At 70.5% G+C, this 22,962-nt stretch carries 15 protein-coding genes and 3 pseudogenes; 10 read left to right on the forward strand and 8 right to left on the reverse strand.

All coding sequences use genetic code 11. The features are described from left to right. Positions 1–7: 7 nt before the first annotated feature. The 8 genes and pseudogenes from GVO57_RS15095 to GVO57_RS11925 form a co-directional block, all read right to left on the reverse strand. Positions 8–3,547, reverse strand: a complete 3,540-nt coding sequence (locus GVO57_RS15095) for a UvrD-helicase domain-containing protein (RefSeq protein ID WP_233281365.1) — start codon at positions 3,545–3,547, stop codon at positions 8–10. Then, positions 3,544–6,495, reverse strand: coding sequence for a PD-(D/E)XK nuclease family protein (locus GVO57_RS11895; RefSeq protein WP_160593314.1), 2,952 nt, complete (start codon positions 6,493–6,495; stop codon positions 3,544–3,546). Before GVO57_RS11895 ends, GVO57_RS15095 begins: the two co-directional genes overlap by 4 nt. An 87-nt stretch (positions 6,496–6,582) precedes the next feature. Beyond that, positions 6,583–7,344, reverse strand: a complete 762-nt coding sequence (locus GVO57_RS11900; RefSeq protein WP_160593315.1) for a nucleotidyltransferase family protein — start codon at positions 7,342–7,344, stop codon at positions 6,583–6,585. Continuing rightward, a complete protein-coding gene (locus GVO57_RS11905; protein ID WP_160593316.1) occupies positions 7,341–8,315 on the reverse strand; it encodes an aminoglycoside phosphotransferase family protein in 975 nt (324 codons plus the stop codon). The genes GVO57_RS11900 and GVO57_RS11905 overlap by 4 nt, the downstream gene beginning before the upstream one ends. Before the next feature lie 29 nt (positions 8,316–8,344). Further along, positions 8,345–8,788 (reverse strand): tRNA (adenosine(37)-N6)-threonylcarbamoyltransferase complex ATPase subunit type 1 TsaE, encoded by a 444-nt coding sequence (gene tsaE, locus GVO57_RS11910; RefSeq protein ID WP_160593992.1) that lies wholly within the window; start codon positions 8,786–8,788, stop codon positions 8,345–8,347. A 13-nt stretch (positions 8,789–8,801) separates the two neighbouring features. Next, positions 8,802–11,156, reverse strand: a complete 2,355-nt coding sequence (locus tag GVO57_RS11915; RefSeq protein ID WP_160593317.1) for a sensor histidine kinase — start codon at positions 11,154–11,156, stop codon at positions 8,802–8,804. A gap of 49 nt (positions 11,157–11,205) precedes the next feature. Then, positions 11,206–11,814: a hypothetical protein gene (locus tag GVO57_RS11920; RefSeq protein WP_233281366.1), complete on the reverse strand. Its 609-nt coding sequence runs from the start codon at positions 11,812–11,814 to the stop codon at positions 11,206–11,208. Then, positions 11,811–13,516: pseudogene (locus GVO57_RS11925) on the reverse strand (class I adenylate-forming enzyme family protein). The gene GVO57_RS11920 and the pseudogene GVO57_RS11925 overlap by 4 nt, the downstream one beginning before the upstream one ends. 39 nt (positions 13,517–13,555) lie before the next feature. Between GVO57_RS11925 and lgt the strand changes: the two are divergent. The 10 genes and pseudogenes from lgt (at position 13,556) to GVO57_RS11970 (ending at position 22,959) form a co-directional block, all read left to right on the forward strand. Further along, entirely contained in the window at positions 13,556–14,458 is a 903-nt protein-coding gene (gene lgt / locus GVO57_RS11930; protein WP_160593319.1) for a prolipoprotein diacylglyceryl transferase, read from the forward strand. A gap of 169 nt (positions 14,459–14,627) precedes the next feature. Next, positions 14,628–15,749, forward strand: a pseudogene (locus GVO57_RS15100) (esterase-like activity of phytase family protein); the annotation flags it as partial. 225 nt (positions 15,750–15,974) lie between these two features. Next, a pseudogene (locus tag GVO57_RS15655) lies at positions 15,975–16,076 on the forward strand (PEPxxWA-CTERM sorting domain-containing protein); the annotation flags it as partial. Positions 16,077–16,289: 213 nt separating this feature from the next. Beyond that, the gene (locus GVO57_RS11940) at positions 16,290–17,258 is read left to right on the forward strand and encodes a class I SAM-dependent methyltransferase (protein WP_160593993.1); all 969 of its coding nucleotides are present in this window, start codon (positions 16,290–16,292) and stop codon (positions 17,256–17,258) included. A gap of 16 nt (positions 17,259–17,274) precedes the next feature. Then, entirely contained in the window at positions 17,275–17,793 is a 519-nt protein-coding gene (locus tag GVO57_RS11945; RefSeq protein WP_160593321.1) for a GNAT family N-acetyltransferase, read from the forward strand. Next, positions 17,753–18,595 (forward strand): peptidoglycan editing factor PgeF, encoded by an 843-nt coding sequence (gene pgeF / locus GVO57_RS11950; protein ID WP_160593322.1) that lies wholly within the window; start codon positions 17,753–17,755, stop codon positions 18,593–18,595. The genes GVO57_RS11945 and pgeF overlap by 41 nt, the downstream gene beginning before the upstream one ends. An 84-nt stretch (positions 18,596–18,679) precedes the next feature. Beyond that, positions 18,680–19,993, forward strand: a complete 1,314-nt coding sequence (locus GVO57_RS11955; protein WP_160593323.1) for a cystathionine gamma-synthase family protein — start codon at positions 18,680–18,682, stop codon at positions 19,991–19,993. An 82-nt stretch (positions 19,994–20,075) separates the two neighbouring features. Next, the gene (locus GVO57_RS11960) at positions 20,076–21,200 is read left to right on the forward strand and encodes an ABC transporter permease (protein ID WP_160593324.1); all 1,125 of its coding nucleotides are present in this window, start codon (positions 20,076–20,078) and stop codon (positions 21,198–21,200) included. Then, positions 21,197–22,018, forward strand: a complete 822-nt coding sequence (locus GVO57_RS11965) for an ABC transporter ATP-binding protein (RefSeq protein ID WP_160593325.1) — start codon at positions 21,197–21,199, stop codon at positions 22,016–22,018. The genes GVO57_RS11960 and GVO57_RS11965 overlap by 4 nt, the downstream gene beginning before the upstream one ends. Next, positions 22,018–22,959 carry an MlaD family protein gene (locus GVO57_RS11970; protein ID WP_160593326.1) on the forward strand — a complete coding sequence of 314 codons (942 nt, stop codon included), beginning with the start codon at positions 22,018–22,020 and terminating at the stop codon, positions 22,957–22,959. Before GVO57_RS11965 ends, GVO57_RS11970 begins: the two co-directional genes overlap by 1 nt. The last annotated feature ends 3 nt before the right edge of the window (positions 22,960–22,962 follow it).

The following is a 22,962-nucleotide window of genomic DNA, read 5'->3' on the forward strand; positions in this document are numbered from 1 at the left end:
ATCGCTGTCAGGGCTGAAACACGGGCTTGAAGCGGTCGAGCGTCGCCGCATCAAGGGTCAGCAGCACGGGCGCGGCCGTGTAGAGCAGCCCCGCCTCGATCCGCCGGCCGGGAAAAATCTCCGCCAGCGCGGCGGCATAGGCCGCCATCTGCCGCAGATGCGCCTCGGGCGCGTCGGCCAGCGTCATCGGCGCGCGGCGGCTGGTCTTGAAATCGACGACCAGCACCCGGTCCTCAGCGACGCACAGCCGGTCGACCGTCCCCGCCACCACCCGCCCGGCAACCACGGCGGCGATCGGCGCTTCGGCCAGGGCATCGGGCGCGAACACCTCGGCAAAGCGCGGATCGGCGATCACCCCGCACGCCTGATCGACCAACATCACCCGCAGCGCGGCATCGGCCACCCCGCCCGCGCCGGCCAGCCAGCGGTCGGCGGCCATGCGCCGCTCAGCCTCAACCACCGCCGGCAGCCGTTCGAACAGCGCGTGCAGCAGCCGGCCGCGTTCGGCGGCGGCGCGAAGCGCCGGGCCGGGCGGCGGGTCGGCGGCGTCATCCTCGCCCAGCGCCGACGGGGCGAGCGGCCGGGGCGGCTGCGCCTCTGCCGGGGCCGGGCGCAGCAGCCAGTCGGGCAGCGGTTCGGCGGGCGCAGCCGTCTCTGCCTGCTGCGCCGCACCGTGCGTGGCGCCAAACGCCTCGGGCCGGTGCCCGGCCCATTCGCGCCGCACCCCGCCGGTCTCGTCGGCGGCGGGGGCATCGAGCGCGGCCATCGCCCGGTCGACCGCGCCATACCAGCTGTCGGCCGGCACGCGGCCGCGCGCACGCGGGCCGAGCGCCCCGCCGATCACCAGCCGCTGCTCGGCCCGGGTCATCGCCACATAAAGCAGCCGCCAATGCTCGGCGCGGTCGCGGCGCTCGGCCTCGGCAATGTCGGCGGCCAGCGCGGGCGGCACCTCGGCCTTGCGCGGCCGGAACAGCGGCAGCGGCGCATCAAGGCCCGGCGCGTGCCAGTCGATGCGCGTGCGGCGATTGGCATCGGGATCGGTGGTGGCATCGGCAAGGATCACCATCGGTGCCTGCAGGCCCTTGGACGCATGGGCGGTCATCACCCGGACCGCCGCCGGCTGGTGCGCGGGATCGCGGACAATCTCCACCTCCCCCCGGTCGAACCAGTCGAGAAAGCGTTGCAGCGACGGATTGGCCTGCCCCTCAAAGGCGAGCGCGGCCGACAGCAGCTCCTCGATCGGGTCGCGCGCCTCCTCGCCCAGTCGCGCCAGCAGCCGGCGGCGGCCCTCAAGCGCCCCGGACAACAGCCCCTCGAAAAACCGGTAGGGGGTGACGAAATCAGCCGCATTCTGGATCGCGGTCAGCGCGTCGAGCGTCTCCCCGCCCCCGGCGCGCACCGCCGCCCAGAGCCGCCCGCGCCGGGGTGCGGCGATATCGAGCAGCCGCTCCTGGCTCCAGCCGATCAGCGGCGAGACAAGCAAGGCGGCCAGATTGAGATCATCATCGGGCTGAAGCGCAAACCGCGCCGCCGCCAGCAGATCGCGCACGGCGAGCGGCGCATTCAGCCGCAACCGGTCGACCCCGGCCACCGGCACGCCTTCGGCATAAAGGCGCGCGACGATCAGCGCCGCCAGGCTGCCGCGCTTGCGGACAAGGATCATGACGTCGCCCGGCGACAGCGGCCGCACCGCGCCATGGCCGCCGCCGCCGATCATCAGCGGCCGGGCATCCGCGCCGATGCCCAGCCATTGGCGCAGCCGCCGCGCCAGCGACGCCGCCCAGATCCGCTCCGCCCGGCTAACCCAGCCTTCCTCGCCGGCATCGCCGCCAGTCCGGGGCCCGTCGCCGTCCCCCTCGCCGTCCCCCTCGCCGCCGCCATCATCGCCGAACTCATCATCGACGCCGGCATCATCCTCGCTGGTCTCCGCATCGCCGTCCCCGTCGATGGTCAGGCGGACCGGGGGCAGCAACGTCACCAGCCCCGGGCCGGGACGCGCGCTCACATGCGGCTCGAGCGCGACACCGTCGCCCAGCGCGCCGTCGGGCAGCCGGGCGATGGTCTCGTCAACCAGTTCGAGCACCGCCGGGGCGGAGCGGAACGACCGGCTGAGCGACAGATCGGCAAAGGCCTGGCCCGCCGCCTCGGCCAGCCGGGCGAATTCGTCGCGCGCGGCGGCGAAAAAGCGCGGATCGGTGCCCTGAAAGCCGAAAATCGCCTGTTTATAGTCGCCGACCGAAAAGATGGTCCGCGTGCGCGCGCCGCGCGCGCCCTCCCCGGCGAAGAACTCGGCGGTCAGCGCGCGGACAATGTCCCATTGCCGGGCATTGGTGTCCTGCGCCTCGTCGACCAGCACATGATCGGTCGTCTGATCGAGCTTGTAGCCGATCCACTGGGCGATGCCCGGCTGGTCGAGCAGGCGCAGCGTGGCGCGGATCAGATCGTCGAAATCAACCCGGCCCGCCGCCTCCTTCGCCCGCGCCCAGGCCTCGGCATAGGCGCGGCCGGCGGTGAGCGCGGCGGCAAAGCCATCGGCCAGCCGCGCCGCGCCGACCGCCGCGATCAGCGCCGCCGTGCGCTCGAACAGCCGGGTCGCGAGCGGGCGATAGCTGTCGATCTGCGCCTTGGGCGCGCGGCCGGGGGCAAAGGACTGGAGCTCGCCCTTGGCGGTCGCCCAGACCAAATGCAGATCGGCAAGCGTTTCCGCCCGCCCGGCGGGATCGCGCGCGCGCCACGCAGCGATGGTGTCGGCGCGCGCCAGGCCGGTCTTGGTGCCCCAGTCGCGGTTGAGCGCGGCGAGCATCGCCAGCCCGTCCATGTCGAACGCGTCATCGCCAAGCTCGGCAGCCAGCCAGGCGTGGATGTCGCCCGCCGGCAGGTTGAACGCCTGCCGCATGAACGCGCCGATATCGGCGGGCAGCTGCGCCAGCGCCTCGGGCGCGCGCGCCGCTTCGCGTAGAAAGCGCTCGGTGCCGTCCTCGCCCAGCCGCTCGCTCAGCGACTGCAGCGCGCCGATCAGCGCATCGCCGCGCGCATCGGCTGCCGCGACCAGATCGGCCAGCACCTGCCGGGCAAGCGCTGCTTCCTCGCGCCCTTCGAGCGGACGGAAGCCGGGTGCCAGCCCCGCCTCGAGCGGAAAGCTGGCCAGCAGGCTCTGCGCAAAGGCATGGATGGTCTGGATCCTGAGGCCGCCGCCGCGCGCGTCGAGCACCCGTGCAAACAGGCTGCGCGCCCGGCCGATCAGCGCCGCATCGAGATGCTGCTCGCCCAGGTTGAACAGCTCCTTGCGCAGATCGGCCTCGCTCAGCCGCACCCAGTGCGCCAGCCGCTCGCTCAGCCGGTTGGCCATTTCGGCGGCCCCCGCCTTGGTGAAGGTCAGGCACAGGATCGCCGCCGGGTCGACATGCGGGCGCAGCAGCAGCCGCAGCACGCGGGCAACCAGCACCTGCGTCTTGCCGGTGCCGGCCGAGGCCGACAGCCACACCTGCCCGCGCGGATCGGATGCGGCCCCCTGTTCGGCCCCCAGCCGGGGCAGCGGGCGGATCATGCCGCCCCCTCGCCGCTGTCGCGGCCATACCATTCGTCGAGCCGCATCAACTGGTCATAATCGCCATAAGGCGCGCGTTCGGGATGCAGCTTGGCGGTGAAGGCATCATCGCCGGTCAGCCAGCGCCCGACCGCATCGGCAAGCTGATGGGCGGCATGGGCGACGAACGCGTCGTTGCGCACCCGCCCATATTTGCCCGCCGGATCGACCGGCGAGCTGATCGCCCCGAACCCGCCCTGCTTGTTGCGGGCAAGCGACCAGTAATCAAACGCCAGCGCCTGCCCCTCAATCCCGTCAAACCCGCCGCGCTCCGCCATCAGCCCGATCAGGCCAAGCTGCTGGGCGAAACCGGCGCTGACCGTGCGGCCATTGGGCGCCGCCCCGGTCTTGTAATCGATGATCGCTAGCCCGCCCCCGGCCAGCCGGTCGATGCGGTCGGCGCGGCCCGACAGGGTGATGCCGGCAATCTCGATCTGGCCGCGCGCCTCGACCGCGATCACCTGCCGCCCCTCGGCCATCTGCGCGGTCATGGTGGCGGCGATCCAGTCGATCGCCGCCATCAGCCGGGGCTGCCACAGCGCGCGCAGCAGCGGATGCGCGCCAAGGGCGGCGAGCATCGCCTGCGCCCGCCCGTGCAGCCGCGCCGGATCGCCGCCATCCTCGAGCGACCATTTTTCCAGCACGTCATGCACCATCGTGCCGCGCCAGGCGGGGCTGGGTTCGGCATCGACCGGCTCGATCCGCCGCAGCCGCAGCATCGCCTGCGCGTAAAAGGCGAAGGGATCGGCCTTCAGCCGGTCAAGATCGGTGACCGACAGCGCGCGCGGGCGCGCGGCGACGGGCGGGCGCGGGGCCGGACGGGCAGCCGGCTGCACCCGGTCAGGCCGGTCGAGCCGCGCCGCCCAGCCGGCCAGATGCCCGGCGCGCGGCAGGCCGCCGGTCAGCGCCTCCAGCCGCAGCCACAGCCGCGAGGCAACGGCAGGGCCGCGCGCATCGCGCGCCGCGCGGGTGATCAGCAGCTGCGGCGCGCCCATCGCCCCGGCAAAGCCGTGCGCCGCAAGGCCGATCCGCGTCTCCAGCCCCGGCAGCCCCAGATCGGCGCGGATGCGCGGCGCCAGCCACGGATCGGGCGGCGGGGCCGCCGGCCAGACGCCCTCGTTCAGCCCGCCCAGCACCATCAGATCGGCCTGTTGCAGCCGCGCCTCGATCAGCCCCCAGATGAAGATGCGCGGATGGCCGCCCTGGGGCGGGCGCACCGCGACCGCATCCATCAGATCGGCAAGCAGCGGCGCAAGCGCATCGCGCGTGATCGCGGCGGGGCCGGCGGCGGCATGATCCTCGATCCGCGCGAGCAGATCCGCCGCCGCCCGGCCAGCGGGGCGCGCCCAGGCCGCATCGCCGGCCAGCCGATCAGCCGTCTCGCGTACCGCCGCCACCACTGCGCCGAGCGACAGCGGGCCTGCAAGCGCCTCGGCCAGCGGCGCGAGCAGCGCGGTCATCTCCGCATCAAGCCCGAGCGCCGCCAGCCCCGGCGCGGGGCGCGGGCCGCGCAGCCTCAGGTCGAGCGCGCGCACCCGGTCGAGCCAGGCCGCCCGCCCCTCCCCGGCGCGGACCAGCGGATGCTTGAGCAGCGCCAGCAGCGCGGTGGGCGCGAAATCCTCGACCGCCGCCTCGATGATTGCGCGCAGCAGCGTGCCCGGCGGCGTGCGCGACAGCGGCTGCCCGGCAGAATCATCGGCCTCGATCCCCCAGCGCCGGAGATGGGCGACCACGCGCTGCGCGAGCCCCCGGTCGGGCGTCACCAGCGCCGCCGTCCGCTCAGGCGTCTCCAGCGCCTCGCGCAGCGCGATCGCGATCGCCTGCGCCTCCTCCGCCGGGGTCGCGACCTCGAGCAGGCGGATGCCCGCCCGGTCGCGGTCCTTGGCGGCAAGCCCGGTCCATTTGACCGTCGCCTCGGCGGGGGCGAGCGCGTTCGAGATCAGGCGGCTGCGCCCGGCGCGCGCGGCATGGCCGCCGCCCCAGCGCCAGCGCACCACCTCATCCCGGCCAATGCCCATCCGGTCGAGCAGCAGCTTCAGATGATATTGGGGATGCGTCTCGATGGCGCGCGGCCGCACGCCGGTGTCGGGATCGGGATCATGCGGGCCAAGCGAATCCCATTCATCGCGCGGCATCGCGATGTCGAGCGCGTCGAACACCACCGCGCCGCGCGGCGACAGGGCGATGGTGCGCAGCAATGCGGCAACCGCCGGGGCGGCGGTCGAAATGCCTGCGGCGATGACAAAGCCCGGCGGCGGCAGCTCGCGCCAGCGCCGCGCCGCGCGGTCGAGCAGCCGGTTGCGCCGGTCGGCCAGGTCGATCCGCCCCAGCCGCGCCAGTTCCGCCGGCCAGCGGGTGAGCACCAGTTCGAACAGGATCAGCGACCGCGCCCAATGCGCCGAAAGCTGGTCGCCGGGATCGAGCGCCGCCAGCCGGGCGGGATCGATCCGTTCGACATGCAGCTGGTCAAGCGTGCGGCCAAGCTCTGCCGCCAGCCGCATCGCCTCGGCAGCGCCGGGCGCGCCGCCCGCCCGCCGCTCCGCCTCGACGATCAGCCGGGCAAGGATCAGCTGGCGCTGCAGCGGATCAATGGCCGGCGGCACCGGCTCGACCGACCCGATCGGATCGAGCAGCGCGCCCAGCCGCTCATCAAGGTCGATATCGCCGACCGGGACCAGCCGGGGCAGCAGCAGCCCGCCTTCGGCGCGGCGCACAAATGCGTCGGTGATCGCACGCGCGGCGCGGCTGTTGGGCGTCAGGATCACCCCCTGGGCCAGCGCCAGCGGATCGCCGCCATGGCGCGCCATCACCCCCGCGACAAGCGCGTCGGCGAACGACCGGTGCGGGGGGATGGTGAAGACCTGCGGGCGCACGCCCGGATGGTTAGCGCGGGCAGACGCCGGCGTCATCCGGCCAAGCAACCGAAGCGGTGCCAAAATGTCTGTCGTGCCGCATTTTCCGAGCCGCCGGGTGAGGCCACCCGGCTCGAAAATGCTCTATTCGCTGGCGAGCATCGCCTCGGCGCGCTTGACCGCTCCGGGGGTGCCGACATCGAACCACAGGCCGTTATGGACGATGCCAAAGGCGCGCCCGGCGGCAATCGCCCGGTCCCATAGCAGGTTGAGCGAAAACGGCTCCTCCGCCACGCCCGCGAACAGGCGCGGCGACAGGATCTGCACGCCGGTGAACACGAACGGGGCCATGCGCATCGACCGCCGCCGCGACAGCCGGCCCAGCCCGTCCATGTGGAAATCGCCGCGCCCCTGATGGCAATGCGCCCGCGCCAGCGGCACCAGCAGCAGCAGCGCATCCATCGTGTCATCGTCGAACCGGGCGGCGAGCGCGCGGATCGAATCGACCGGGCCGTCCACCCACAGATTGTCGCTGTTGACGACCAGGAACGGCGCATCCCCGATCAGCGGCAGCGCCCGGACGATCCCGCCGCCGGTTTCGAGCAACCGGGCGCGCTCGTCGGACACCAGAATGTCGAGGCCGTGGACCCGGTGCTTCAGATGCGCCTCAAGCGCATCGGCCAGATAATGGACGTTGACGACCGCACGGCCGATGCCCGCCGCGCGCACCCGGTCGAGCGCATGGTCGAGCAGCGTGCGGCCCGCCACCTCGACGAGCGGCTTGGGCCGGGTCGCGGTCAGCGGGCGCATGCGCTTGCCCAGCCCCGCCGCCAACACCATCGCCGTGCCGGGCACCGCCGCATCGGGCTGGGGCCGGATCGCCATCGGGCGGGCATAACGGCTCATTGCACAACGGCTCCCGCCCGCTTGTCGGCAGGCACATTGCGGTCGAACCAGGCGCGCACCGGGGCCAGCGCCGGATGCGCCAGATCGCGCTCCAGATACCGCCAGACGCGGGGCAGCAGCTCCAGATAGCGGGGCTTGCCGTCGCGCCGCGCCAGCCGGGCGAAAATGCCGATGATCTTGGCGTTGCGCTGCGCCCCCAGCAGCGCATAGGCGGTGGCGAAATCGCCCGCCGGATCGGCGGCGGCGGCATAGCGGGCGAACATTTCGGCCTCGACCGCCTCGGGCACGTCGCGGCGCGCATCCTGCAGCAGCGAGACCAGATCATAGGCCGGATGCCCGGCCAGCGCGTCCTGGAAATCGAGCAGGCCGAGCCCGTCCACGCCGCTGCGGCCGGCGATCAGCATGATGTTTTCGGCATGATAATCGCGCAGCACCGTGACCGACCGGTCATCGACGATCGGGGCCAGCGCCTCGGCCCAGGCGGCGCGGTAGCCGTCCGCATCGACGGTCAGGCCGACAGCGGGCGCATACCACTCGGTGAACAGAGCGGCCTCGCGCAGATATTCAGCCGCGTCATAGGGGCGCAGACCCTCGGCGGCGGGATGGCGGTGCAGCTGGACGAGCAGGTCGATCGCCGCGCCATAGACGGGCCGTTCGGTCGCCGCATCGGCATCGACGGTCTCGCGCATCCGCACGTCGCCGAAATCCTCGATCAGCACCAGCCCGCGCGCAAGATCGGCGGCAAGCGCGCGCGGTGCGTTGAGGCCGATGGCGTTCAGATGCCGGGCCATGGCGATGAACGGGCGCGGATCCTCATGCGGCGGCGGCGCGTCCATCAGAACGGCCCGGCCATGCGGCGCGAACACCCGGAAATAGCGGCGGAACGACGCATCGCCGGCCAGCGGCTCGATCCGCGCATCGGGCCAGCCGGCGCTGGCGAGAAAATCGGGCGCGGCGGCAGGAGGAATCATCGGCGGGCGATTCTGGGGTTGCGGAGACGTCAGGCTGGCCATCGCGCTTCCCATGCCGCCGGCAGGCCGAGTGTCAAGGCGCGGCCGCCGCCCTCAACCGGCGCGATGCGAATGCTGAGCGCCCCGGCCAGCAGCGGCGACGCGCCCAGCCGTTCGGGCCATTCGATCAGCAGCAGATGGTCATGCGCCAGATCATCAAGCCCAAGCTCCGCCGCCTCGTCCGGATCGTCGATCCGGTAGAGATCGATATGCGCGACCTCGATCCGCGTCTCGGGCGGGGCATAATGCTGGACAATCGCAAAGCTGGGGCTGGGCGCTTCGCCCGCCAGCCCGAGCGCGGCCAATATGCCGCGCGCCAGCGTCGTCTTGCCCGCCCCCAGATCGCCGGACAGCGCCACGACATCGCCCGGCCGCAGCCGTGCTGCGAGCGCCGCGCCGAAATCGAGCGTCGCCCGGTCGTCAGCCAGATGGATCGGCGTCACCCCCTCAGCCCCGCGGCAGCTCGACGGTTACGGCGGTCCCCTCGCCGGGGGCGGAAATCAGCGTCAGCTCGCCGCGATGCGCCTCGACGAACTGGCGCGCCAGAGGCAGGCCAAGGCCAAGCGACGCGCCACGCTCGCGCGCCTCGCCGCTGCGGCTGAACCGGTCGAACGCGCGCGCCTGCGTGCCCGCATCCATGCCCGGCCCGTTGTCGGACACGGTGATGCGCGCATGATCGCGGTCGCCCTCGCCCTTCAGCATCACCTGCCCGCCCTCGGGCGTGAAGCGCACGGCGTTGCGCAGCAGATGATCGAGCGCCTGGCGCAGCCGCCGGGCATCGCCGCTGACCGTGCCGAGCGACGGGTCGAGCGCGACCTCGAAGCCCAGTTTTTTCTCCGCCGCCTGGGGCGCGATGGCGGCCGCCGCCTCGCGCGCCAGCCGGGCGAGATCGACCGATTTGCGTTCAAGCGGCAGCGCCCCCGCCTCGCTCTGCGTCAGGTCGAGCACATCGTCGATCAGCGTCCCCAGCCGGGCGACCGATTCGAGGATTGCGGTCACATAATCGCCGGCAATCGGGCTCAGATCGCCGGCATAGCCGCCGGCCAGCATCTCGGCGAACCCGCCGATCGAGGTCAGCGGCGTGCGCAGTTCATAGGACATGTTGGCGACAAAGGCGGTCTTGACCCGGTCGGCGGCCTCCAGCGCCTCGTTCTTCTCGCGCAGCGCCGCCTCGATCCGGCGGCTGTCGGAAATGTCGAGCATCGTGAACAGCGCATTGCCGTCGGGCAGCGGCACGGCGGCGAACTCGAAATGGCGGCCATCCTTCATCGCCACCCGGCCGCTGCGCTGCTTGCGCTCGATGGTCGCGACGCGCACCAGCTCGCGGATCAGCGCGGCGCGCGACGGGTTGGCGAGCATCCGCGCCGCGGTTTCGGCGAGCGCATCGACGCGCGGATGACTGGCAAGGAAGGCCTCGTCGAGCGCCCAGACCTCGCGGAACTTCTGGTTCCACAGCTGCAACCGGCCATCGCCGGCAAACACGCCGATCGCCTCGAACAGATTGTCGAACGTCGCCGCCCGCACGCGCAGCAGCGTGTCACGGGCGCTGGCGAGCGCGACCTGCTCGGTCCGGTCCTCGAAGATCAGCAGCAGCCCGCCATCGGGCAGCGGCTGGGCGACGACGCGCAGATGCGTGCCGCCCGACAGGATCCAGCTTTCCTCCTGCCCGTCCGACGCATCGGTGAACCAGCCGCGCTTCTCCTCGCGCCAGGCGCGGAAATCGCGCACTTCGGGCAGCCGGCCGGATTCGCGCATCCGTTCGAGCACGCGGTCGAACTCCGGCCGGTCGGCCAGCCAGTCGGGCCGCATCGCGAACAGGCGGACAAAGGGCTGGTTGTAGAAGATCAGGCTGCGGTCGGGGCCGAACTGGGCGACGCCCGCCGACAGCCGGTCGAGCATGTCGCGTTCCGCCTCGACGAAGCGCTTGAACGCCGCGCGCGACTGTTCCAGCTCCTCGACATCGATCGCATAGCCGGCGACCCCGGCATCGCCCAGCGGCACATCGACGACCAGCAGGCTGCGGCGTTCGCCGGCAATCGTCGCGGGCACGACGCGCGACACGCTCTCGCCGGTCTCGCGCGCCGAGGCGGCGGCGGCGATCGGGTTGCGGCCCGGCGCCATTTCGACCAGCTCCAGCCCGCGCGTCACGACATCGGCGGCGCTGTCGGCCTCCACCGCCTTCACATAGGCGCTGTTGACCAGCGTGAGCCGAAGGTCGGGGCCGCGATGCCACATCGGAATGGGCGACGCCTCGATCAGGCCCGACAGCGCCTCGATCGCCTTGGCCAGCCGTGCCGCCTCGTCGGTCAGCCGGCCGATCTCGGCCTGGCTTTCGGTCGCGTCGAACACCCACAGCACCACCGCCCCCGCCGGCGCGACGGCATCGGCGGCGGGGGCCCCGCGCACCAGCAGCGTGCGGGTCGATCCCTGGGCGCGCACCGCGCGGGCGAACGGCCGGCCGGCATGGCGCGCGGCATCGATATCGGCGGCGATGGCGGCGACATCGTCCGGGTGCAGCCCGGCACCGGGGCCGCCCAGCGCCTCAAGCCGCTCCGGCGTGTCGGGCAGGCCCAGCCAGTCGGCGAGGCGCGGCGGCGCATCGATCGCGCCGTCGCGGTGGATGACGACCGGCAGCGCCGGGGCCGAATCGAGCAGCGCCTGGATGCGCTGGCCATGACGGGAATCATCGACCGCGCGCGCCCGCCGCTTCAGCCCCGACCACACCGCCCATGCAGCCGCCCCCAGCCAGAGCGCGAGCAACGCGCCGGCGGCGGCCGCGACAGGGGGCGTCAGGACGAGCATGGCGCGCGTCTAGAGACTTTGCGCGCCCGCGCCAACGGCAACCAGCGCATCACCCGCCGGTCGCGCCCGGGCCGGTTGCGCCAAGGCCGGACAAGACCGCGCCCGATCCCGGCGCGCCGTCGATCCGCCGATAGGCGGCGACCCGACCGGTCGCACGGTCGCGCAATGTCATGCGCCCGCCCTCGATCAGCACCAGATCGGCACGCGCGGGCGGGCGCGCCGCGATGTCGCGCGCCAGATCGGCGGTGAGCGCGGCCAGTCCGGCATAGCCCGGCTCCGGGGTGACATCGACCTTGGCCAGACGCTCGGTCAGAATGCCATCGGCCAGCCGCCATTCACCGGTCGCGCGCACGGTGAAGGGCAGGCCGCCCGCTGGCAGCCGCTCACCGAAAATCGCCAGCCGGGCGCGGTAGCTGAGGCTGCCATCGGCGCGATATTCGGTCTCCCCGCCACTGGTTTCGGTGCGATAGCCTTCACCGGCAAAGGTGGCGGGCGCGTCGCTGCGCCAGCGCCCGACAAAAGCGGCCGGGGGAGGAGCCGCCGTGACAGAGTTTCCACCCCCGGCGGACTGACCACCCGCGCCCGCCCGGTCGCCGTCCTCGACGGCGCAGCCGGCGGCGAGCAGGCCCGCCGCCAGCATTGCCGCCACGCGCATCATGCGGCTGCGCTCCGCGCGACCTCGGCGCGGAAATGGGCACGGATGCTGACCTTGTCGATCTTCTCGGTGCCAAGCTTGGGCAGCGGTTCGGCGACGATCCAGATGCGCGCCGGGATCTCGAACGCCGCCAGCCGGGGTTCGAGGAATGCGGTCAGCGCCTCTGCGGTCAGCGTCTCGCCCGCACGCGGATAGACGACCGCCCCGGCACCTCGCCGAAGCGCGGATCGGGAAGCGCGAACACCGCCGCTTCGGCAACGCCCTTATGCTCGTAGATCGCGGCCTCGACCTCCTGGCAGCTGATATTCTCGCCGCCGCGGATGATGATGTCCTTCTTGCGGTCGACGATGAACAGATAGCCGTCCTCGTCCAGATAGCCGATGTCGCCGGTGCGGAAGAAGCGGTCGGCGGTAAATGCCGCCGCCGTCGCTTCGGGGTTCTTGTAATAGCCCTCGAAGTTGCAGATCGAACGGATGCACACCTCGCCGCGCGCGCCCTGGGGCTGGGGCTGGCCGGCATCGTCCATGATCGCCAGCTCGACGAGCGGGAAGGATGCGCGCCCGGTGCTGTTCGGCTTGGCGAGGTAATTGTCGCGGAAGTTGCCGCAGCCCACGCCGTTGGTCTCGGTCAGGCCATAGCCGATCAGCGGCTTGGCCCCGCCCATTTCGTCGTTGATCCGCTTGACATGCTCGACCGGGCGCGGCGCGCCGCCGGCCGCCATGTCCATCACCGATGACAGGTCATATTGGCTGCGGTTCGGATGGGTCAGAATCTCGTAGCTCATCAGCGGCACGCCGACGAAATAGGTCACCTTTTCGCGCTCGATCAGGCGCATCGCCTCCTCGGCGTCCCATTTCGCCATGATCACGAGCTTGCGGCCCATGGCGAAGCTCTGCAGCATCACCGGCACCTCGGCGGTGACATGGAACAGCGGCACGTTGAGCAGGGTCGCCGGCTGCAGCGTCGGGGCCTGGCCGTCCTGCATCATCAGGTTGAGCGAAATCAGCGTCTGGGCAAGATAGTTGAACACCCCCTGCACGACCGACCGGTGGGTCGAAATCGCGCCCTTGGACTGGCCGGTCGAGCCCGAGGTGAACAGGATGGTCGCGATGTCGTCGCCGCTGATTTCGGGCAGCGGCGTGTCCGCCCCGCCGCCGGCTGCAAGCAGCGGCGCCAGCGCGTCTGCAATCGGCAGGCCGACATCGACGGTCACCACACGCGCACCATGATCCTGGCCCTCAAGCCGGCGGGCGCGCGGCGGATCGGCAAGCACCAGGCCGGTGTCGCTGTCCTTGAGCGCATGGGCCAGTTCCGGCCCCTGCCACCAGCCATTGAGCAGCGTCGCGACGCCGCCGGCCATCAGCACGCCCATATAGAGCACGATCCAGGCCGGCGCGTTGCGCGCGGCGATGCCGACATGATCGCCCGGCTTGACGCCCCAGCCCGCAACCAGCGCCCCGGCAACCGCGCGCGCCTGCCCATAGACCTGGGTAAAGCTCAGCCGCTCATCGCCGCAGACCAGGAAATCCTTGTCGCCATGCTGGGCGCAGAAATGCGCGAAATAATGCGGCAGGGCGGGCGGCGCCGACGCGATCACCGGATAGGACAATCCGTCCTTTTCGTGCCGGCCAAGGGGCAGCATCCCGCCCTCCCCGGTCAGAGCGGCCATGATCTGATCGATGCGGGTGTCGAGCGCGGACGCCATATCTCTGTCTCTCTCCTCTTTCTCGTTGGGCTTTCCCGGATGCCTCACTATGAAGGCGCAAACCGTTCGGGGAAAGCCTTGATCCTGCATCTTCTTGCCGCTTCCGGCGCGTATCTCAACTTCGATTCGCTCGGCCTTGATCCGGTGGCGGTCGATCTGGGGTTCTTCACCATCAAATGGTATTCGCTGGCCTATATCGCGGGCATCATGCTGGGCTGGTGGTATCTGATCCGGCTGCTGGGCGAACCCGGCGCGCCGATGGCCCGCCGCCATGCCGATGATCTGGTGTTCTATGTGACGCTCGGCATCATCCTGGGCGGGCGGCTGGGCTATGTGTTCTTCTACCGCCCCGAAATCCTGTCCAACCCGATGGATGTGCTCAAGCTGTGGGAAGGCGGCATGTCGTTCCATGGCGGGCTGATCGGGGTGATCGTCGCGGTCACCCTGTATCTGCGCAGCGCCCGGCTGAGCTTCAGGGGCACGTTCGATTATGTGGCCATGTGCGTGCCGTTTGGCCTGTTCTTCGGGCGGCTCGCGAACTTCGTGAATGGCGAGCTGTGGGGCCGGCCGACCGATGTCGCCTGGGCGATCATCTTCCCCCGCGCCGGGCCGGAGCCGCGCCACCCGAGCCAGCTTTACGAGGCCGGGCTTGAAGGGCTGGCGCTGTTCGCGCTGCTCTGGTGGCTGTTCTGGAAAACCGGCGCGCGCCACCGGCCAGGGCTGATCGCCGGCTGTTTCCTGCTCGGCTATGCGCTGGCGCGCACCGCGCTTGAGCGCGTGCGCCAGCCCGATCAGGGGCTGGAAAACCTGCCCTGGGGCATGACGATGGGGCAGACGCTGTCGGTGCCGATGATCGCGGTCGGCCTCTATCTGGTGCTGACCGCGCTGCGCGGACCGGGCGTGAAGGGCGGGATGAACGGCGGCGCCAAAGCCGGCGCCTGACGCCTGCCCCACCCGACAGCCCCGCTTCGCATCCACGGGCGTCGCACATCCTTCACAAATCGTTAACGGCGGCGTCACGCCAGACTGGTCTGCCTCTTGCCGGGGTTAACCATTTCAGGGGTGTCATCCGATGCGATTCGGCCAGTTGGCGGTTGCGACCGCGCTTTCCATGCTGCTGCCTGTGGCGGCCCATGCCGCGATCACGTTCGTGCCGGGCACGGACGGCCGCGCCTTCACCGTGGCGGGCGATGCGACCGACCTGTCCGGGCTGGGCGGATCGGCGACCGACAGCCGGCTGGGCGCGTTCGGATCCGACCTGTTCTATGACAGCGCGTCCGACACCTATTTCGGCGTCGCCGACCGCGGCCCGGGCGGCGGCGTGCTCGATTTCACGCCGCGCATCCAGGGCTTCAAGCTCGACATCGATGCGAACAGCGGCGCGATCCGGGGGTTCCAGCTGGTTTCGACCACCCTGCTCAGCCGCGCCGACGGCCAGTTCTTCAACGGGAAGAATCCGGGGCTGCTCAACGGCAATCCGTCGGTCCTCGGCCTGTCGTTCGACCCGGAAGGGCTGACGCGGCGCGCCAATGGCAATTTCCTGCTCGCCGACGAATATGGTCCGTCGCTCTATGAGTTCAGCCCGAACGGCGTGTTCATCCGCGCCTTCACCCCGCCGGCCAATCTGATCCCGCGGCGCAGCGACGGGACGATCGACTATGTCGCCGGGCGCGGCACCATTGTTTCCGGTCGGCAGGACAATCGCGGTTATGAAGGGCTGACCCTGTCGCCCGACGGCACCCGCGCCTATGCGGTGCTGCAGGACCCGCTGGTCGGCGAAGGATCGGGGGGCGACGGCCGCCGCAGCCGCAATGTCCGCATCGTCGAATATGACGTGGACAGCGGCGAGCCGCTGCGCCAGTTCATCTACCAGCTCGAATCCCGCGACGACATCAATGCGCGCATCCCCGGCACCGCCAATGATTTCGGCGCGACTGCGCAGGGCCGCAACATCGGCGTGTCGTCGATCACCGCGCTCGCTGATGGCAGCTTCCTGCTGATCGAGCGCGACAATCGCGGCCTTGGCGAAGCCGATCCGACAGCGGCGCTGCCGGTCGGGTCCAAGCGCGTCTACCGCATCCGCCTTGACGGGGCGACCGATGTGTCGGGGGTCAGCCTTGCCGGCACCAACGACCTGCCGGCGGGGGTGGTCCCGGTGCAGAAGTCGCTCTATCTGGACGTGGCCGCCGCCATCGGGCCGAACAATGTGGCCGGCGAGAAGCTTGAGGGGCTGACGTTCGGCCGCCAGCTTGCCGATGGCAGCCTGAACATGATCCTGATCACCGACAATGACATGTCGGTCAACCAGCCCGATGGCAGCACCGAACGCTTCGACGTGTGCACCAGCGGCCCGGGCGGCAGCTTTACCCTTGTCCAGATCGGCGCCGCCTGCCCGGCAGGACAGTCGCTGATCCCCACCACGCTCTATTCCTTCCGCGTCAGCGGTGCGGACGCGGTCGGCGTGGTGCCGGAACCGTCGAGCTGGGCGATGATGATCAGCGGCTTCGCGCTGGTCGGGCTGGGCTTGCGCCGCCGGGCGACACGGGTGCGTTTCGCCTGAGCGCAGGCCCGGCTTTCCGGGCATCGCGGGTCTGGAGCGGCTGCCGGATCGGCCGCTCCAGCCTTTTGATCCGGGGCGTTGTGCAGGGCGCCGGGTGATTCCACCCGGATTGAAAATGCTCTAGGGGGCCTGGTGTCGACAAGCCCCCTGACCTGCGCGGATGCGATCGCGGCGGCGATCGCGGTCAACGGCCCCATTCCGGTCGCCGACTTCATGGCCGCCGCCAACCGCTATTATTATGCCACGCGCGATCCGCTGGGCGCGGCGGGCGATTTCACCACCGCGCCCGAAATCAGCCAGATGTTCGGCGAACTGATCGGCCTGTGGCTGGCCGATCTGTGGGACCGGGCGGGTCGCCCCGATGTGCATTATGTCGAACTGGGGCCCGGCCGGGGGACGCTGGCCGCCGATGCGCTGCGCGCCATGGCGCGTGCCGGGCTGACCCCGCCTGTCCATTTCGTCGAAACCAGCCCGGTGCTGGCAGCGGCGCAGCGCGCGCGCGTGCCCGGTGCGACCAGGCATGACGATGTCGACGCGCTGCCCGCCGACCGGCCGCTGCTGATCGTCGCCAACGAGTTTTTCGACGCGCTGCCGGTGCGCCAGCTGATCCGCACGGCAGCGGGCTGGCGCGAGCGGCGCGTGGCCTGGGCGCATCCCCTGTTCGTGCCGGTGGCGGGCGGCCCGCCGCTCGACGCGCTGATCCCCGCCCATCTTGCCGATGCGCCGCCGGGCAGCGTGATCGAAACCTCGCCGGCCAGCGTCAACATCGCCCGGCGGCTGGCGCGGCGGCTGGCCGATCAGGGCGGCGCGGCGCTGATCGTCGATTATGGCTATGAAGGGCCGGCGGTCGGCGACACGGTGCAGGCGCTCAAGGCCCATGCCTATGCCAATCCGTTCGAAGATCCGGGTGAGCGTGACCTGACCGCCCATGTCGATTTCGCGACCCTGGCCGAAGCGGCGGTGGCCGAGGGCGCGCGCGCCTTCGGCCCGGTCGATCAGGGCGTGCTGCTCGACCGGCTGGGGATCGGCGCGCGTGCAGCCGCACTCACCGCCGCCCAGCCCGCCCGCGCCGAGGAGATTGCCACCGCGCGGATGCGGCTGACCGATGCCGGCCAGATGGGCACGCTGTTCAAGGCGCTGGCGCTGACCGCGCCGGCCTGGCCACAGCCCGCCGCGTTCTGAAGGCCGAGCCGCCCCGATGATCCTCTACCGCACCCCCACCATCGCCGACGGGCCGGAGCTGGCCGAGATGGCACGGACAAGCTTTGTCGAAACCTTCGGGCATCTTTACCGGCCCGAGGATCTCGACGCTTTCTGCGCCGCCGCCTTCGGGCCGGACACCGGCATCCCGGCCCAGCTGCATGATCCGGCGCTGTCGTTCCGGATCGCAGCGGTCGACGGACGCATCATCGGCTTTGCCAAGCTCGGCCCGCGTACCCTGCCGGTCGAAAATGCCGATCCGCGCGCGATGGAGCTGCGCCAGCTTTACGTCCTGTCACCCTGGCACGGCCAGGGCGTCGCCCAGACGCTGATGGACTGGACCATCACCACCGCCCGCGCCGCCGGGGCCCCGCAGCTCTATCTGTCGGTGTTTGTCGACAATCACCGCGCCCAGCGTTTCTACCAGCGCTATGGCTTTGCCGATATCGGCCGCTACAGCTTCATGGTCGGCGCGCATGAGGACGAAGACCGCCTCTACCAGCTGGATCTTGCCTGATGACGATCTCTGCCCCGCCCCCGATGATGGCCCCGTGCCGATCCGCGCCGACCAGCTGGGGGCGGTCCCGCACGGCTTTTTCGGCCGCCTGGGCGGCGTGTCGACCGGGCCGGTCGCCGGGCTGAACGCCGGGCTTGGCACCGGCGACGATCCGGCGGCGGTCGCGGAAAACCGGCGGCGGGCGGCGGCGGCGGTGCTGCCCGGCGCGCCGATCGTGTCGCTCTATCAGATCCATTCGGCCGATTGCGTGCGCGTCGACCAGCCCTGGGCCGAGGCGGAACGGCCGCGCGCCGATGCGCTGGTGACCGACCGGCCGGGGCTGCTGCTCGGCATCGTCACCGCCGATTGCGCGCCGGTGCTGCTCGCCGACCCGGCAGCGGGGGTGGTCGGGGCCGCCCATGCCGGGTGGAAAGGCGCGCTTGCCGGGGTGACCGACCGGACGGTCGCCGCGATGGTCGCGCTGGGTGCGGTGCCGGAGCGGATCATTGCCGCCATCGGCCCGACCATCGCGCGCGCCTCCTATGAGGTGGACGAGGATTTCGCCCGCCGTTTCGAGGCCGAAGATCCCGCGAACGAACGGTTTTTCGCCAGCGGCCGGCCCGGCCATTGCCAGTTCGACCTTGAAGCCTATCTGGTCGCGCGGCTGGCAGCGGCAGGGATTGGCCGCATCGCGGCGCTGGGCCTCGACACCTATGCCGATGCCGACCGGTTTTTCAGCTTCCGCCGTGCAACCCATCAGGGCGCGCCCGATTATGGCCGCCAGATCGCGCTGATCGGCCTTGCCGCCGGGGTCCGGGACTGAAAGTTTCGCTTGGGCTTCGACAAGCCGGGCTTTGTCCGGCTAAAGCGCGGGCAACAACAGACATCCGCCCTGGAGACGAATCCCATGTCCGCAACCGAAACCGAAGCCGAGCTGTCGGGCGCGACGCCCCGCCGCAAGCCCAAGCCGCCGATCGACACCATCAACGGCCGCAAGCTCAAGCCGTCGACGCTGATGATGGGCCATGGCTATGACCCGATGCTGTCGGAAGGCTCGCTGAAGCCGCCGATCTTCCTCACCTCGACCTTCGTGTTCGAGAATGCGGCCGCCGGCAAACGCCATTTCGAGGGCGTGACCGGCAAGCGCCCGGGCGGCGCGGAAGGGCTTGTCTATTCGCGCTTCAACGGCCCCAATCAGGAAATCCTCGAAGACCGGCTGAGCGTTTGGGAAGACGCCGAAGAGGCGCTGACCTTTTCCTCGGGCATGTCGGCGATCGCGACCCTGTTCCTGTCGATGGTCCGCCCCGGCGACACCATCGTCCATTCCGGCCCGCTTTATGCGGCGACCGAAACGCTGATCGCCCGCGTGCTCGGCCGCTTCGGCGTGCATTTCCTCGATTTCCCGGCGGGCGCGACGCGGGCCGAGATCGACGCGGTGCTGAGCAAGGCCGCGACCGGGCGTGTGGCGCTCATCTATCTGGAAAGCCCGGCCAACCCGACCAACGCGCTGGTCGATGTCGAAGCGGTCAAGGCCAGCCGCGACGCGATTTTCGGCACCGGGCCGGATGCGCCGCCGATTGCCATCGACAACACCTTTCTCGGCCCGCTGTGGCACCAGCCGCTCAAGCACGGGGCCGATCTGGTCGTCTATTCGCTGACCAAATATGCCGGCGGCCACAGCGATCTGGTCGCGGGGGGCGTGCTTGGCCGCAAGGCGTTGATCGATCCCATCCGCATGATGCGCAACACCATCGGCACGATCACCGATCCCAACACCGCCTGGATGCTGCTGCGCAGCCTTGAAACGCTGGAGCTGCGCATGACGCGCGCCGGGGAAAATGCCGCGCGGGTGTGCGCGTTCCTGCGCGACCATCCCAAGGTCGACCATGTCGGCTATCTGGGCTTTCTGGAGGGCGACCGGCAGGCCGATATCTACAAGCGGCACTGCACCGGCGCGGGCTCGACCTTCTCGCTGTTCCTGAAGGGCGGCGAGGCGGAGGCGTTCCGGTTCCTCGACGCGCTCAAGATCGCCAAGCTCGCGGTCAGCCTGGGCGGCACCGAGACGCTGGCCAGCCACCCGGCGGGCATGACCCATTTGTCGGTGCCCGAGGAACGCAAGCAGGCGCTGGGCATTACCGACAATCTGGTGCGGATCTCGATCGGGGTCGAGGATCCGGACGATCTGATCGCCGATTTCGATCAGGCGCTCGCCGCGATCTGATCGTGCGTCCGGGCCGGGCGACATGGCGCGCCCGGCCCGGAGAGTCTTGCCCCGGCAGGCATATTGACCGACTAGAGGCAGGATGAACGCGCCAGCCGATCCCGTCCCCGGTGGTTTCGACCTGATCGACGCAGCCGACGGACGGATCGTGCGGCTGAACGGCGCGCTGACCCTGGGCGGGCTGGGCGACCTGCCCGAACGGCTGGCGGCAATTGGGGGTCCGGTCGACCGGCTCGACCTGTCGGCGATCACCCGGATCGACACGGTCGGGGCATGGGTGATCCACCGGTTCGCAGCCGCCAGCGGTGCGGCGGTCGCCGGGGCAAGCGCCGATGCCGCGCGGCTGATCGAAACGGTGGCCGAGGCGCACCAGCCGGTCAAATGCCGGCCCGATCCCCTGCCCCCGTTTTTCCGCGTGCTTGAGGAAATCGGCACCGCGACCGCCCAGGCCGGGCGGACGCTGCTGGGGCTGCTCGCCTTTTTCGGCGCGATGATCAGCGCGCTGGGATCGGTGCTGCGTCACCCGCGCCGGTTCCGCTGGCATGCCGTCGTCCAGCGGTTCGAGGTGGTGGGCGTCGCCGCGCTCGGCATCATCGGGCTGATGAGCGTGCTGATCGGCATCGTCATCGCGCAGCAGGGTTCGGTCCAGCTCGCCCAGTTCGGGGCGGAGTTTCTGACCATCAACCTCATTGGCCGCATCACGCTGCGCGAACTGGGTGTGCTGATGACCGCGATCATGGTCGCCGGCCGCTCCGGGTCCGCCTTTGCCGCGCAGCTCGGTACGATGAAGCTGACCGAGGAGGTCGATGCCATGCGCACGATCGGCGTGTCGCCGATGGAGGCGCTGGTGCTGCCGCGCGTGCTGGCGGCGGTGGTGATGATGCCGCTGCTCGGCTTTTATTCGTCGGTGGTCGCGATCATCGGCGGCGGGCTGTTCTGCTGGGTGTCGCTCGACATTCCGCCGATCACCTTCGTCCAGCGGCTGCGCGAGGTCGTGCCGATGACCGATCTGTGGGTCGGGCTGGTCAAGGCACCGGTGTTCGGCGCGATCGTCGCCCTGACCGGCTGTTTCCAGGGGATGCAGGTCAAGGGCGATGCCGAACAGGTCGGGCTGCGCACGACCGCCGCCGTCGTGCAGGCGATCTTCCTCGTCATCGTCCTCGACGCGTTCTTCGCCGTCTTTTTCGAGCGGATCGGCTGGATATGAGCGCGCCGCCGGTCATCTCCGTCAGGGGGCTGCGCACCGCCTTCGGCCCGCAGGTCGTGCATGACCAGCTGGACCTGGAGGTGCGCCGGGGCGAGATTCTGGGCGTTGTCGGCGGATCGGGCACCGGCAAATCGGTGCTGATGCGCTCGATCATCGGGCTGCAGCAGCCCGAGGCCGGCGAGGTCGAGGTGCTGGGCGTGCCGGTTACGGGCGCGGGCGACGACGCGCTGCTCGACATCCGCAAGCGCTGGGGCGTGCTGTTCCAGGGCGGGGCGCTGTTTTCGACGCTGACGGTCGCGGAAAACATTCAGCTGCCGATCCGCGAATTCTATCCTGGGCTGAGCCCGCAGCTGCTTGACGAGATCGCCGCCTACAAGATCGTCATGTCGGGCCTGTCGCCCGAAGCCGGGCCGAAATATCCGGCCGAACTGTCGGGGGGCATGAAAAAGCGCGCAGGCCTTGCCCGCGCCCTCGCGCTCGATCCCGAATTGCTGTTCCTTGACGAACCGACGGCGGGGCTGGACCCGATCGGCGCGGCACGGTTCGACGAACTCACTTTGTCGCTGCGCGACACGCTGGGGCTGACCGTGTTCCTGATCACCCATGATCTCGACACGCTTTATGCGATCTGCGACCGCGTCGCGGTGCTTGCCGACCGGCATGTGATCGCGGTCGGGACGATCGATCAACTGCTGGCCATGGACCATCCATGGATCCAGGAATATTTCAACGGTCCGCGTGGGCGGCAGGCGGCGGCGGCAGTGACGGCGCACCCGGCGGGCGGCGGCGACCATGTTCGGGATAAGGACAAAGGCTGATGGAAACCCGGTCCAACCATATCCTGGTCGGCTCGGTCGTGCTGATCCTGCTGCTCGCGGTCGCCGTGTTCACGATCTGGCTGGCGCGGGTGTCTGACGGCGGACGCAAGGTTTACGACATCTTCTTCAAGCAGTCGGTCGAAGGGCTGGCACAGGGCTCGGCGGTCAGCTTTTCGGGCGTGCCGGTCGGCCAGGTGCAGGATATCCGCATCTGGAAACAGGACCCGGATTTCGTCCGCGTCCGCATCTCGATTGCCGAAGACGTGCCGATCCTGCTCGGCACCACGGCAAGCATCCAGGGCAGCTTTACCGGCGTTTCGACGCTGCTGCTCGAAGGCGCGAAAAAGGGCGCGCCGCCGATCACCGAAAACGGCCCCGCCGGTGCGCCGGTGATCCCGACCAAGCCGGGTGGGCTGGGTGCGCTGCTCAACTCCGCGCCGCAGCTGCTCGAGCGGCTGTCGACCCTGACCGAGCGGCTGACCGAGACGCTGTCGGACCAGAACCAGAAATCGATCGGCAACATCCTGCGCAATGTCGACCGGCTGTCGGGTTCGCTCGCGGATCGCGGCCCCGAAATCGCCGCGACGCTCGCTGAAACGCGGGTGGCCGTTGCCCAGGCCGGCAAGGCCGCCGAGGAGATCGGGCGGCTGGCCGGCACGACCAACCAGCTGCTCGACGAACAGGGCCGGCCGCTGCTGGCCGAACTGCGCAGCACGGTGGCGCGCACGCGCGGGACGCTCGACAGCGTCGATGCCGCCATCGCCGATGCGCGGCCCGGCCTGCAGACCTTTTCCAACCGCACCATCCCCGAAATCGGCCTGCTGGTCCGCGACCTGCGCGACCTGTCCGAAGGGCTGAACGGCGTTGCCGAACGCCTGAACAGCGGCGGCGCGGGGTCGCTGGTCGGCCCGCGCAAACTCCCCGATTATGAAGGACGCTGACCG

It is taken from the genome of Sphingomonas changnyeongensis (assembly GCF_009913435.1).
In the GTDB taxonomy this organism is placed as follows: Bacteria; Pseudomonadota; Alphaproteobacteria; order Sphingomonadales; family Sphingomonadaceae; genus Sphingomonas_B; species Sphingomonas_B changnyeongensis.

What these genes read in the sequence shown, in the direction of transcription:
- GVO57_RS11895 (WP_160593314.1), bottom strand. Translation starts at nt 6,495, where the DNA reads ATGACGCCGGCGTCTGCCCGCGCTAACCATCCGGGCGTGCGCCCGCAG.
- GVO57_RS15095 (WP_233281365.1), bottom strand. Translation starts at nt 3,547, where the DNA reads ATGATCCGCCCGCTGCCCCGGCTGGGGGCCGAACAGGGGGCCGCATCC.
- GVO57_RS11915 (WP_160593317.1), bottom strand. Translation starts at nt 11,156, where the DNA reads ATGCTCGTCCTGACGCCCCCTGTCGCGGCCGCCGCCGGCGCGTTGCTC.
- GVO57_RS11920 (WP_233281366.1), bottom strand. Translation starts at nt 11,814, where the DNA reads ATGATGCGCGTGGCGGCAATGCTGGCGGCGGGCCTGCTCGCCGCCGGC.
- pgeF (WP_160593322.1), top strand. Translation starts at nt 17,753, where the DNA reads ATGAGGACGAAGACCGCCTCTACCAGCTGGATCTTGCCTGATGACGAT.
- GVO57_RS11965 (WP_160593325.1), top strand. Translation starts at nt 21,197, where the DNA reads ATGAGCGCGCCGCCGGTCATCTCCGTCAGGGGGCTGCGCACCGCCTTC.
- GVO57_RS11940 (WP_160593993.1), top strand. Translation starts at nt 16,290, where the DNA reads ATGGCCGCCGCCAACCGCTATTATTATGCCACGCGCGATCCGCTGGGC.
- GVO57_RS11905 (WP_160593316.1), bottom strand. Translation starts at nt 8,315, where the DNA reads ATGATTCCTCCTGCCGCCGCGCCCGATTTTCTCGCCAGCGCCGGCTGG.
- lgt (WP_160593319.1), top strand. Translation starts at nt 13,556, where the DNA reads ATGCCTCACTATGAAGGCGCAAACCGTTCGGGGAAAGCCTTGATCCTG.
- GVO57_RS11945 (WP_160593321.1), top strand. Translation starts at nt 17,275, where the DNA reads ATGATCCTCTACCGCACCCCCACCATCGCCGACGGGCCGGAGCTGGCC.
- GVO57_RS11900 (WP_160593315.1), bottom strand. Translation starts at nt 7,344, where the DNA reads ATGAGCCGTTATGCCCGCCCGATGGCGATCCGGCCCCAGCCCGATGCG.
- GVO57_RS11955 (WP_160593323.1), top strand. Translation starts at nt 18,680, where the DNA reads ATGTCCGCAACCGAAACCGAAGCCGAGCTGTCGGGCGCGACGCCCCGC.
- GVO57_RS11970 (WP_160593326.1), top strand. Translation starts at nt 22,018, where the DNA reads ATGGAAACCCGGTCCAACCATATCCTGGTCGGCTCGGTCGTGCTGATC.
- GVO57_RS11960 (WP_160593324.1), top strand. Translation starts at nt 20,076, where the DNA reads ATGAACGCGCCAGCCGATCCCGTCCCCGGTGGTTTCGACCTGATCGAC.